At 49.0% G+C, this 12,213-nt stretch carries 13 protein-coding genes; 6 read left to right on the plus strand and 7 right to left on the minus strand.

The window, feature by feature from the left end; all coding sequences use genetic code 11:
- Positions 1-22: 22 nt before the first annotated feature.
- The 3 genes from CRO03_RS14905 to gpmM all read right to left on the minus strand — a co-directional run bounded on the left by CRO03_RS14905 (position 23) and on the right by gpmM (position 3,629).
- Entirely contained in the window at positions 23-796 is a 774-nt protein-coding gene (locus CRO03_RS14905) for a divergent polysaccharide deacetylase family protein (protein ID WP_097112432.1), read from the minus strand.
- 107 nt (positions 797-903) lie between these two features.
- Complete coding sequence (locus tag CRO03_RS14910; RefSeq protein ID WP_097112433.1) at positions 904-2,067, minus strand: murein hydrolase activator EnvC family protein; 1,164 nt, start codon at positions 2,065-2,067, stop codon at positions 904-906.
- Between the two features lie 11 nt (positions 2,068-2,078).
- Positions 2,079-3,629 (minus strand): 2,3-bisphosphoglycerate-independent phosphoglycerate mutase, encoded by a 1,551-nt coding sequence (gene gpmM / locus CRO03_RS14915; RefSeq protein ID WP_097112434.1) that lies wholly within the window; start codon positions 3,627-3,629, stop codon positions 2,079-2,081.
- Between the two features lie 163 nt (positions 3,630-3,792).
- Between gpmM and CRO03_RS14920 the strand changes: the two genes are divergently transcribed.
- Genes CRO03_RS14920 through gpsA form a run of 4 tightly spaced genes read left to right on the plus strand, consistent with a single transcriptional unit; the run spans position 3,793 to position 6,013 of the window.
- Positions 3,793-4,227: a rhodanese-like domain-containing protein gene (locus CRO03_RS14920; RefSeq protein ID WP_097112435.1), complete on the plus strand. Its 435-nt coding sequence runs from the start codon at positions 3,793-3,795 to the stop codon at positions 4,225-4,227.
- A 2-nt stretch (positions 4,228-4,229) separates the two neighbouring features.
- Positions 4,230-4,487: a glutaredoxin 3 gene (gene grxC, locus CRO03_RS14925; RefSeq protein ID WP_097112436.1), complete on the plus strand. Its 258-nt coding sequence runs from the start codon at positions 4,230-4,232 to the stop codon at positions 4,485-4,487.
- Positions 4,488-4,506: 19 nt separating this feature from the next.
- A complete protein-coding gene (gene secB, locus CRO03_RS14930) occupies positions 4,507-5,001 on the plus strand; it encodes a protein-export chaperone SecB (RefSeq protein ID WP_097112437.1) in 495 nt (164 codons plus the stop codon).
- A 4-nt stretch (positions 5,002-5,005) separates the two neighbouring features.
- Positions 5,006-6,013 carry an NAD(P)H-dependent glycerol-3-phosphate dehydrogenase gene (gene gpsA / locus CRO03_RS14935; protein ID WP_097112438.1) on the plus strand — a complete coding sequence of 336 codons (1,008 nt, stop codon included), beginning with the start codon at positions 5,006-5,008 and terminating at the stop codon, positions 6,011-6,013.
- Positions 6,014-6,016: 3 nt separating this feature from the next.
- On the opposite strand, the gene CRO03_RS14940 is transcribed toward gpsA, so the two are convergent.
- Positions 6,017-7,882 (minus strand): putative bifunctional diguanylate cyclase/phosphodiesterase, encoded by a 1,866-nt coding sequence (locus CRO03_RS14940; RefSeq protein ID WP_170949032.1) that lies wholly within the window; start codon positions 7,880-7,882, stop codon positions 6,017-6,019.
- A 168-nt stretch (positions 7,883-8,050) separates the two neighbouring features.
- Between CRO03_RS14940 and CRO03_RS14945 the strand changes: the two genes are divergently transcribed.
- Positions 8,051-8,515 carry a tRNA (cytidine(34)-2'-O)-methyltransferase gene (locus CRO03_RS14945; protein WP_097112440.1) on the plus strand — a complete coding sequence of 155 codons (465 nt, stop codon included), beginning with the start codon at positions 8,051-8,053 and terminating at the stop codon, positions 8,513-8,515.
- A gap of 9 nt (positions 8,516-8,524) precedes the next feature.
- Here CRO03_RS14945 and CRO03_RS14950 read toward each other — a convergent pair whose 3' ends face one another.
- The 3 genes from CRO03_RS14950 to CRO03_RS14960 are packed head-to-tail and all read right to left on the minus strand — an operon-like array spanning position 8,525 to position 11,609.
- Positions 8,525-9,532 carry an alpha/beta fold hydrolase gene (locus CRO03_RS14950; protein ID WP_097112441.1) on the minus strand — a complete coding sequence of 336 codons (1,008 nt, stop codon included), beginning with the start codon at positions 9,530-9,532 and terminating at the stop codon, positions 8,525-8,527.
- Positions 9,529-10,911 carry an ATP-binding protein gene (locus CRO03_RS14955; RefSeq protein WP_097112442.1) on the minus strand — a complete coding sequence of 461 codons (1,383 nt, stop codon included), beginning with the start codon at positions 10,909-10,911 and terminating at the stop codon, positions 9,529-9,531. Before CRO03_RS14955 ends, CRO03_RS14950 begins: the two co-directional genes overlap by 4 nt.
- Before the next feature lie 2 nt (positions 10,912-10,913).
- Positions 10,914-11,609 carry a response regulator transcription factor gene (locus CRO03_RS14960; protein WP_097112443.1) on the minus strand — a complete coding sequence of 232 codons (696 nt, stop codon included), beginning with the start codon at positions 11,607-11,609 and terminating at the stop codon, positions 10,914-10,916.
- Positions 11,610-11,739: 130 nt separating this feature from the next.
- Between CRO03_RS14960 and CRO03_RS14965 the strand changes: the two genes are divergently transcribed.
- A complete protein-coding gene (locus CRO03_RS14965; RefSeq protein WP_097112444.1) occupies positions 11,740-12,213 on the plus strand; it encodes a Spy/CpxP family protein refolding chaperone in 474 nt (157 codons plus the stop codon).

Consider the following 12,213-nt stretch of genomic DNA (forward strand, 5'->3'; position numbering starts at 1 on the left):
TTTTTATTGGTGTCGCCAGATTTTATTGTGGTGCCGAAATAGCAGGTGCAGTAAAGCCTGCAGCAACGACATCGTGTTCCTGTGGCAACAACTCAGAGATCCTGACGAGTTCAATCCCATGCTTATTCAACATTGGCAGATTTTTCTTCAGAAATTCATAAGTCTGCGGGTAGGGGTGGCCAATCGCGATTGCCACCTGGTGCCGTTTGGCTATATGAAGTAGTTGCTGAAACTGGCGCTGCAGCGCCGCCTCAGACAAATCATTGTCGAGAAAAACATGGCGGCTTAAGCTGGCGACACCATATTGTCGCGCATATAAACGAGCTTTGCTTTGCGGCGTAGTCAGACTGTCAACAAAGAAAAGCTGACGTTGCCGCAGATACTCCATGGTCCAGGCCATTGGCTGGTCCAGCTCAGTGTATAGACTGCCCATATGGTTGTTGACACCAATAGCATAGGGAATATCGGCTAGAGCCTGTTGCAACGCATCACGCACTTGCTGACGGCTCATATTACGGGTAAGGGCGCCGGGTCCCAGGCTTTTACGGTTATTTGCTTCCATTGGCATGTGCAGCATAACGTCTTTCTGCTGTGAAAACGCCAATTGCGCTGATTTTGGACCGTAAGGAGTGTGAGGTAATACTGACAAAGTTAACGGATAGGGTAAGGCTACCATCTTTAAGTCAGCTTTCTGATAGCCAATATCATCAATAATAATGGCAATACGGGGCTTATCTGCCAGCGCTTTAGCGCTTAGCAACCCAGCCAATACCAGCCCAAAAAAAGTTATACGCACGCGGTTATTATTCCTGTTCGCCCGTTCTGTCTGCCAGCGAGTCTTGGTCAGATCATCCTGCTATTGCCTGTATATTGGCGTATGCCAACACGGGTCGCAAGTCATTTTTATCCCTTGTTTTTGCTGAGCCACGCCAAGGGGTTAACGGCATCACCTTTTTCTCTTATCTCGAAATAAAGGCCGGCGTTGGCCTGACCGCCACTCATGCCAACCAGGGCAATCGTCTCGCCAGCAATAATTTGCTCACCCGGTTGTTTTAAAATATTTTGATTATGGCCGTAGAGGCTCATAAAGCCCTCGCCATGGTCCAGCACAATCACCCAGCCATACCCTTTTAACCAGTCAGCGTATATTACTCTGCCATCAGCAATCGCCTGGACCGGATTACCCTCCGTGCCGCCGATTAAAATTCCACGGGAACGCATGCCGCCCTGACGATTTTCACCAAAGCCCTGTAGCAGAGCACCGTTCAGGGGCCAGCGCAGCTTGCCTTTATTTGCTGTTAAGCCCAGCAGTTCAAGACTGCGCTCTGCTAACGCCCGCAGCTGGTCGATAGTAGTCTGTAGACTGGATTCATTCTGGCGCAGGTAACTTAGCTGATTGCCTTGCTCTTTCAGCAACTGCTGTAATTGGCTAACCGCAGTTTGCTGCTCCGCTTTTACCGCCAACAATTGCTGCTGTTGTTGTTGTTGCTCGGTTAATGTGGTCTGTAGCTGCTGCTGCTGTTCTGCCAGTTGCTTTTTCACCTGTTCTAATTGCAAAACCGTTTTATTTATTTCTGCCAGCTGCTTTACCCTGGCCCGGTTAAAGTACTGATAGTAAGTTAGAGCCCGCTCCAGCTTGCCGGCATCCTGCTGGTTTAACAGCATACGGGTATAATCATGTTGTCCCAGACTGTAAGCACTTTTTAATTGCGCAGCCAACTGAGTTTGTTGTTGTTGCAGCTCTGTTTGCAATTGCAGTTGTTGCTGGTTAAGTTCCTGACCGCTTTGTTCAATGCGGGCCAGTTGTTGCTCTGTCTGCCGTAATTCGGCTGACGCATTGGCCAGTGCCCGGTCAGATTGTTGCAGTAGTTGCTCTGCCTTACTGAGTTGCTGTTGTTGTTTTTTTAGCTGACGCTCAGTCGTTTTTATTTGCTGTTGAACCTGTTCAAGCTCCTGCTGCTGCTCAGCCTGCTGGCGGCCGACTACGGGAGTCGTGCAGATTAAACAACCTATCACCAACAGCCATACTGGCGGCTGGTGTGCTGAAGGGTAAAAGCGTATTTTCATCAGCTGCCGGGTTAGCTTTGCTTAAGTTGCATTAGCACTTTACCGGTCATTTCTGCCGGTTTAGGTAATCCTAACAACTGCAGCATTGTCGGTGCGATGTCACTTAAAATTCCACCTTCAACCGCCGTAGCGGGGCGACCAACGTAAATTAGGGGCACCGGGCCGCTGGTATGGGCGGTATGCGCCTGACCTGAACTTGGATCTTGCATCATTTCTGCATTCCCATGATCAGCAGTTATTAAGCATTCACCACCAACCTGTTGCAAGGCTGCAACCACCCGGCCAATACAATGATCTACCGCCTCCACTGCTTTAATAGCAGCTGTCATAATGCCGGTATGGCCTACCATGTCACCATTGGGGTAATTACAAATAATCACGTCAAAATCGCCGCTATGAATGGCTGCGACCAGCTTATCGGTGAGTTCAGCTGAACTCATTTCCGGTTGCAAATCGTAGGTTGCCACTGATGGCGAGGGCACTAAAATACGGCTCTCACCGGTAAACTCTGTCTCGCGGCCACCACTAAAAAAGAAGGTAACATGGGCGTATTTTTCCGTTTCTGAAATACGTAGCTGTGTTTTATCATGTTTAGCCAGCCACTCTCCCAGAACATTATTGAGTGGTTCAGGTGGGTAGGCACAAGGCGCGTTAATATCGGCGGCATACTCGGTCAGCATAACAAAGCTGCTGAGTTTCGGTTGGTGGCCGCGTTCAAAGGCATCAAAGTCCGGCTCGGTAAGCGCGCGGCTGAACTGGCGGGCCCGGTCGGCGCGGAAATTCATAAATATTAATGCATCACCGTCTGCCATCTGTACAGGCTTACCATCAGCACCTGCTATGGCAGTGGCTTTTACAAACTCATCATTTTCGTCCCGCTGGTAGGCATTGTGCAGTGCGGTGATGGCATCAGGAGCCGTAAACGCTGCTTTGCCCTGAGTGAGTAAATCATAAGCTTGCTGCACCCTGTCCCAGCGTTTATCGCGGTCCATTGCGTAGTAGCGGCCAATAACAGACGCAATCTGGCCACTGCCGCTGCTGGCAAAATGTTGCTGAATTTTCTGGAGTGAGCTTTCGGCGCTACGCGGTGGTGTATCTCTGCCATCTAAAAAGGCATGCAGATAAATCGGGCCGGCACCCTGTTGTTCAGCCAGTTTTATCATTGCAAGAATATGTTCTTCATGACTATGGACACCGCCCTCAGACAGCAAGCCCATAATGTGAACCGCTTTGCCTTTGTTTTTAGCAGTGGTTACTGCATCAACCAGCACCGGGTTTTGAAAGAAATCACCCTCTTTAATGGCCTTAGTAATTCGGGTGAAATCCTGGTAAACCACACGTCCGGAGCCCAGATTGACATGGCCAACCTCTGAATTGCCCATCTGACCATCTGGCAGGCCAACATCCAGACCTGAGCCTGAGATCAGACTGTGCGGATAATCCTGCCACAATTTATCCATTACTGGTGTACTGGCCTGGGCGATCGCGTTATCAGTGGTTTGTTCGCGGTATCCCCAGCCATCTAGAATTAATAATACAAGGGGCTTTTTGGGATGACTCATGCTGACTCCGATTTTGATTTAGCTGAACATTTAAGCAAGGCTAGTATCTTACCGCTTTTTCTAACTTTCTCCAGTCCGGATTGGCCGTTTTAGGGCTGCTTTCTTAGAACAAAATCGTTATACTCAGGCCACTTTAATTGGTTCAGAGTAAGAATGTAACACTATGGCGCAGTTTATCGAGTTTGTGACTAATCATCCTTTGCTGAGTTTAGCCTGGGTTGTTATTTTTTTATTGATAGTGGGTGGATGGCTGAAAGCCCGCTTCTCGGCTATCCGGCAGGTGTCACCAACCGAGCTGACCATGCTGGTGAATCGTCAGGATGGGGTAATAGTTGATATCCGTAATGAAGATGATTTCAAGAAAGGTCACATAACTGGAGCCCGGCAGCTTGCAGCCAGCCAAATTACTGAGCAAAAACTGGCTGGGCTTGAAAAACAGAAAGATGCTCCCATTATTGTGGTATGCCAGGCAGGCATGACTGCACAGAAGAGTGCCGCTGCGCTGGCGAAACAAGGTTTTACCAACGTCTCTGTATTACAAGGCGGCATGGGAGCCTGGTCCAGCGCCAGCCTGCCAGTTGTTAAAGCAAAGAGGTAAGCATGGCAGAAGTAATTATGTACACCAAGGCATATTGTCCATATTGTGTTCGCGCCAAGGCGTTACTTGATCAAAAACAGGTTGCCTATCAGGAAGTAAAAATAGATGAGCAGCCAGAGCGCCGTGCCGAAATGATTGAAAAAGCCAACGGTCGCTCAACGGTGCCGCAAATTTTTATCGGTACAACACACATTGGTGGATGCGATGAGATGTTTGCGCTAAATGCTGCTGACAAGCTCGATCCACTGTTAACTGCATAACTTAAACTAGGAATTATTCATGGCCGAACAACAGGCAAATGGTGTTGCAAACGAGCAACAGGCACAGGGTTTACAATTTGCTATCCAGCGTATTTTTGTAAAAGATATTTCTTTTGAAGCGCCAAACGCGCCGGCAATTTTTCGCAAAGAGTGGAAACCAGAAGTAAAACTGGATTTAGATACCCGCAGCGAAAAAGTGGAAGACGGTGTATATCAGGTAACATTGTCACTGACCGTAACGACTATGGTGGGTGAGGAAACCGCTTTCCTGTGTGAAGTACAACAAGCCGGTATTTTCTCTATTGGTGAGCTGGAAGAGAGCCAGCTGGCGCATATGCTTGCAGCGTTCTGCCCTAACATCTTGTTCCCTTATGCCCGGGAAGCGGTATCAAGTCTGGTTAATCGTGGTACCTTCCCGCAGCTGAATCTGGCACCGGTAAATTTTGATGCGTTATTTGCACAGTATCTGCAAAAGCGTCAAGCCGAAGGCCAGGACGTTAAAGCTGACGCTTAAGCTGATGGATAGCGCAGCAATTGCGGTATTGGGGGCGGGGTCTTACGGAACCGCCCTTGCTATTTGTCTGGCTCGAAATGGCAACCCGATAACACTCTGGGGACGCAGTGGTTCCGACATTGCGCAGATGCAGCAGCAGCGCTGCAATCACAAATATCTGCCTGATATCAGGTTGCCTGATAGTTTAACGGTCAGTGCTGATCTACAGGCAGTGGTGCAAAGCAGTCGCGACATATTAGTTGTAGTGCCGAGTCATGCTTTTGCCGATACCTTAAAACAAATAAAACCATTATTACCTGCAAATGCCAGAGTTGCCTGGGCAACCAAGGGGCTGGAGCCGGAGACGGGCCGCTTGTTACAAGATGTCGCTCGCGAAATTCTCGGCGAAAAGGTGGCACTTGCCGTGTTGTCAGGTCCTACTTTTGCCAAAGAAATGGCAGCCGGGATGCCAACAGCAATAACATTGTCATCTGTTGACCAGGATTTTATTAACCGGCTTTCAGACTTACTCCACTGCGCTAAAAGCTTCCGGGTTTATACTAACCCCGACTTTATTGGTGTGCAGTTGGGTGGCGCCGTTAAAAATGTTATTGCTATTGGTGCCGGCATGGCAGACGGAATAGGCTTTGGTGCAAATGCCAGAACAGCGCTGATTACCCGTGGATTAGCAGAAATGAGCCGTTTAGGATGCGCCCTCGGTGCCCAGAAGGAAACGTTTATGGGGATGGCCGGGCTGGGTGATTTAGTACTGACATGCACCGATAATCAGTCACGTAACCGCCGTTTTGGTTTGTTGTTAGGTCAGGGCAAGTCAGTCGACGATGCGATGGCAACAATAGGCCAGGTGGTTGAAGGGTATAGAAACGCCAAAGAAGTATTTAACCTGGCTCAGCGGGTAGGTATTGAAATGCCAATTTCAGAGCAGATTTATCAGGTTTTATACCAGGACAAAGACGTTAAGCTAGCTGCTGTCGATTTGCTTGGTCGCGAGAAACGCGACGAAGTTAACTAGACGTTAACTAGCTGCCTTTTTGATTAATTTATTCTCTTTTGCCAACAGTGCCGGTATCTCACTGGCTGGCAATGCCTTACTGAATAAATTGCCCTGCAATTTATCACAGCCCATTACATGTAACAGGTAGGCTTGCATTTCATTGTCAATGCCGCTTGCTGTCACTTCCAGCCGCAAATAACCTGCCAGCCGGATTAAACTGGCAGTAATATTACGTTGTTGTTCTTTTTGCTCCATCTGATTGATAAGACTACGGGCAATTTTAACGCCATCTAATGGCAACTGACGTAAAGTGGTAAGCGAAGAGATACCATCACCAAAGTTATCCAATACCAATTGAAAACCCAAATCGCTCAGCGCGGTCAACCGGCTATGCAGATTGACGTTCGGTTGTTGAAAAATTCTTTCGTCCAGCTCCAGGGTGAAGTGATCGGCTGGTAGTTTTTGCTCCTGTAAACAGCTACTGAGATATTCAACAAAATCAGCCTGCTGAAAGTGTTGTGCTGAGATATTCAGGGCAATCCGGCCACGAAGTTGATTTGTTTCCAGCCAGAGTTTTATTTGCTGACAGCTTTGCCGGAACACTAAACGGTCCAGCGTGACAATCATGCCGCTTTGTTCTGCCAGTGCCAGAAAGCTCTGTGGCTGCATAATTCCACGTTTCGGGTTATGCCAACGAAGCAGTGCCTCGTAGCCAACTACCCGGTTGCTGCTGATACTCAACTGAGGCTGGTAATAAACAATAAAATCGTCCTGATGCAGGCTTTTGCTAAGTTCAGTTTGCAGCGCCAGATATTCGGTAGCGTGTTGTTGTAATCTGCTGTCTGCAAAGCAAAATTGACTGGTACCGCTGCGGGCAGCGTTCAGAACAGCCCGTTCAGCACTGTGCATAATGGCATTGGCATCTGCGCCATCTTCGGGAAACCGGCTGATGCCTACACTGGCAGACACCTGATGAGGCTTACTGATAATATTAAACTGATTTATTTGCAGTAGTATCTGGTGTGCCAGCTGATTCAAGGGCAATTCGACAGGTGACGTGCACAGATGAGGCGCCACTAATATTGCGAAGCTGTCGCTACTGTAGCGACCAACGGTGAATTGTGGTGCAATAATCTGGCGTAAGCCTTGTGCTGCTTCAGCAATTCGTTTCGCGCTGCTCTGGTCGGTGGCAGAGTGTTCAGCACCCAGCAGCTGGTTAAACTTTACCAGTAACAAAGCGGTAACAGGGTAGAGGTTGGTGCAGCAGGCAATATTGCTGGCGAGTTGCTCCTCCAGCATAATCCTGTTTGGCAGGTTGGTCAGCGGATCTCGGGTCAGGTTGTTCAGTTGCTGTTGATCGGCTCTTTTACGTTCCGTTATATCCTGGGCGACCAACAAATATCGGGCTGCAGGCCATGCAGTATTATTGCTTTGGGTAATAGTAAGGCTTACCGCAAGTAAATCATTTTTCAGCTGCCACCACACTTCTCCCTGCCAGCTCCGCTGTTGTTGCAATACCTGTTGGATATCCTGCCAGGCAGTTTGTTTGGCAGCAGGATCAAAATACATACAGTGACAGAGGTTTTGATCCTGAGTAAGTTGCTCCAGCACATTACTGGCTATTAACAGTTGACAGTCTTGATCGAGCACAGCAACTAATGCACTGGTATCCGTGAGCAGTTGGCGCAATACTTTTTGTTGGGATTTTTGATAGGCTCGTTGTTGTTGAATACGCCACCAACCTGCAACGCCAGCAACGACCAGTCCCGCGGTAAACGTCAGAAGTATAATGGTAACCGGGGTAGCTGAAAGCCCATCAGCAATACTTGCCTGGACCGAAAAGGCCGGCAACAGGGCGAAAAAACACAGCCAACCTGACAGTGGCATAACAAAAACGTCCTTGTAGTATACAAAATACCGCTTAAATATAGCCGTCATACCCGCCTTTAAGCAAATTAAATGACGATATTTTCGCCGGCTACTGCCAATTAACGCCTTTAAATAAGCTAAGACAGGGTGTAAATTAAAGCCCTTATCAATTTAGCAGCGGACTTTATGTTCCATATCGCCTTGTTTGAACCCAGAATAGCACCTAATACCGGAAATATTATCCGTTTAGCCGCCAATACCGGGTGCCGATTACATATTATCGAGCCGATGGGTTTTGATTTTGAAGAGAAGAAATTACGCCGGGCCGGGCTGGATTATCATGATCTGGCCAATGTCAGTCGCTATACTGACTACCAGACATTTGCCGCAGCGATGGCCGGCAAACGGATCTTGGCTTTAACTACCAAGGGCAGTCAGCCTTATCAGCAACAACAGTTCCGGGCTGATGACATTCTGTTATTTGGATCTGAAACATCGGGCTTACCTGATTCAGTGCGCGATACGATTCCTGCAGGCCAACGGATAAGGGTGCCAATGCAACCTGGTGCCCGCAGTCTGAACCTGGCGAATACGGTAGCGATTGTCTGTTATGAAGCCTGGCGCCAGCATGATTTTGCTGGCGGAATTTAGTGCTTAACGTTATTGAATGACACGGTCAGAGAGTCCCGACAGAAACTGATTAACTGCAGCCATTGCTTGTTGCCTGATTCTGTCCTGTTCCATCCAGATTTCATGATGAGCGCCTGTCAGTGACGTGAATTGTTTATAGAGTGGTGCGGGTAAGTGCCTAAACCAGTTATCCTGAGCGCGGTTGCTGACTATCTGATCTTCAACAGCCTGTAACAGCAATACCGGGACCTTGAATTCTGCCGCTTGTAACTGGATCTGGCTCATCGCGCTGATTGCCTGCATTAGCCAGGCCCAGCTTACACCACCCAGCTGGCTGTCGGGATAAAGCTGGTAAAGTTGCCGCAGCCACTGATAACGTTCGTTGCTGTGAGTTAGCGGGTTACCGGCAAATGGCTTTTCGAGGTAGCTGGTTTGTCCCGGAAAATATTGCTGGCTGTCCCATTTTAACTTACCCATCAGCCAGCCATAACCCGCAACCAAACGGCTGGCCAGGGTTGATGGTATTCTGCCGGCATGTAAACCAAACATAGGTGAGCAGAAAATTGCAGCGTCAAATGGGTGAGTAAATTGTTGTAAATAACGACAAGCGATAGCTGCGCCCATGGAGTGAGCCAGCACTAAATGGTGTTGGTGAGCCGTTGGCAGAACTATTTCAGTGACAAACTGGTTAAAGTCTTCGACATAATCCTGAAAATTGCCGACATATCCCAGATGTGGGTCAGGATGTAAACGTGCCGATTGGCCCTGACCGCGATGGTCCAGAATAAATACACTATAGCCGGCTACAATAAACTCCTGCATCAACTCCATATACTTAACTGCCATTTCAACCCGGCCAGTACTGAATACGACGGCTTGCGCCCTGTCATCGGCCAGATAATAACTGTAACTCAGACGGGTCTTATCACTACTGAGCAGATCAGCATGGACAAATTGCTGCCACAATGGCAGCAACTGTTGCTGCCAGTATTCGGTAAGCTTTGTTTCCATCATTCCCGCGACGATTGGTGGCATCATATCGGTCGAGTCTGTTCAGTTGCAGCAACCCGCGGCAGTGTTACCCGTACAGATAAACCAGGGTTGCAATTCAATGCCTGTAGTGTTCCGTTATGCTGCCGGACAATTTTAGCGACGATAGCCAGGCCAAGGCCAGTGCCGCCAGTTTGCTGGGTGCGACTGCCGCTTACCCGGTAAAACGGTTGAAACACGGCTGCAAGCTCTTGGTCTGGCAGGCCCGGCCCCTGATCACTGATTGCCAATATCAGGCATTCTGGCTGTTGCTGCAGGCTAAGACGGATGGTGCTGTCGGGAGGGCTGTATTTAATAGCATTACGTAATATATTCTCCAACGCCCTGCTCAGTAACCGGCCGTCGGCATCCAGCCACAATTGCTCTGGGGCATCGAGTAGCAGGTGTTGCTGCTTGCTGTCTGCTTCTACCTGGTTGAGCTCAATTAACTCTGTCAGCATTGCGGTTAAGTCACAAGGATTTATATCCAAATGGTACTGGCCGGCATCGAGCCTGCTATATGTCAGTAATTCATCCAGCATGGCATCAATGCGCTCAAGTTCCTGTTTTAGTCTTGGCAATTGCTGCAGGTTTTGTTGCTGTTCTGTCAATCCCAATGCAAGCTGAGCGCGGGTCAGAGGGGAGCGCAATTCATGCGAAATATCACGCAGCAAACGTTGTTGGTTTTGCAGTAAATCACTGATTCGTTCTGCCATAGTGTTAAAGCTACGACCAAGCTGACCCAGTTCGTCGCGTCGTTTTGCCAAGCTGCTGACCCGGCTATTAAGCTTACCAGAAGCAAAAGAGAGATTTTGCTGCAGCAGTTCCCTGAGGGGTCTGGAAATAGATACTGCCAGAATAAAACTGGCAGTGGCGGACACTGCCAACAACAAAAAAATCAATACTGGCTCCGACAGCGCCCGCAGGCTCCACCAGGCCCGCTGCGGCCGTTGCCGTTGCTGATACAGCGCCAGTTGCTGGCCAGCAACCTCAATCACAAAAGGTCCGGCTAAATAGACATTGCGATGACGCAGCATGCGGGGACGGTTAAGCTGAGCCAATTCTGTTAACCAATGTGGATCAAAGCGGGCAGGCAATGCCTCAGGGTTCAGTAATTGCTGGTCAGCATTGTTCACTACCAGCCAGCGGTTGCGTTCGTCCCGGGCCAATTGTTGCAACAGGCTGGCCAGATTATCGCTTTGCGCCAGCGGTGCTAACTGACGTTGCATTTGCTGGCTGAGCGATGAGGGTAGCCGTCGGATATCGGTTGGATCGCTGAGGCTGCGTGAAATTAACAGCGTTAAAAACACGGTTGACAGCAATACCAGCCAGAACCAGACAAAAATGCGCCCGGCCAGGGAGTTAATTGGGTTTAACCAGCGCAACATGCTCAGAGTGGACCACTGAGAAACAGATAACCACTGCCGCGCAGTGTCTGAATTTTTTCGTCATCCGTAAACTGGCTGAGTTTTTTGCGTATGTTACTGATATGCATATCTAGACTACGATCATAAAGTTGCAGACGGCGGCCTAATACCTGCTGGCTAAGGGTTTCTTTACTGACCAGTTGACCGGCGTTGCGCATCAGCATTTCCAGCAACTGGAACTCAGTCGCGGTCAGGCTGACATCGTGTTGCTGGCATTGCACCTGGCGGTTTCGTGGATTCAGTGCCACCTGATTAACGTCAAGTAATTGTGCTGTCTGATTGTTATCATGATGAGCCAGCTCTACCCGGCGTAGAATTGCTTTGACCCGGGCCTGTAATTCCCGTGGGTTAAACGGTTTGGCCAGATAATCGTCTGCGCCAAGTTCAAGGCCAATTATCCGGTCAACATCTTCGCCCCGGGCGGTTAACATTAGCACCGGACAATAATTGTCAGTGCGCAGGGCTTTAAGCAGACTAAGACCGTCCAGTCCGGGCAGCATCACGTCCAGTAAAACCAATTGATAGTTGCCGCTTTTCGCTTTGGCTAAACCACTGACACCGTCATGCACCATATCGAACTGATAGCCATCCATCGCCAGGTAATCGGCAACCAGCTGGCATAATTCAATATCATCATCAATCATTAAGATAGCAGCCATACCACTCCTTTTTATTCAGTGTATCCCGCGCACTCTTTGCTGCCAGCGTCTTTACTGAACCTTTACCTGTGCTTTGCGTTACTTTGCATTCAAGCCGTTATGCTGTCAGGGTCAAAACCACGGAGTATCAATGATGAAAGCAATAACGTTAATGTTAACGGCTGCCAGCCTGCTGCTGGTAACCCACAGCGCCACTGCCGGGCATCATAACAAGCCTGAGCAGGCAGACAAGTCTTATAAGATGCAGCGCGGCAGTTTTTCTTATCAGAAAATGCTGGCCGATGTTGAACTTACTACGGCGCAACAACAACAGCTGCAGCAGTTAATGGCCGAGCATCGCAGCGATAAACCTAAACGGGAACGCGATAATAGCGAGCGCGGTGCCATGCGTCAGCTGCTGCAAGCAGATTATTTCGATGAAGTTGCAGTAACCGAGCTGTTACAGCAACAACAGCAAAAACGGTTGGCCCAGCGGGTTGCCCAGTTAAAACTGCGTCATCAGGTTAATCAGTTGCTGACACCGGACCAACGGCAACAACTGGCTGACAAACATCAGCAACGTAAGCGTCAGTGGCAGCAACGTAAACCAGAGCAAAGCCAGTAA

It is taken from the genome of Arsukibacterium tuosuense (assembly GCF_900215315.1).
GTDB classification, from domain to species: Bacteria; Pseudomonadota; Gammaproteobacteria; order Enterobacterales; family Alteromonadaceae; genus Alishewanella; species Alishewanella tuosuense.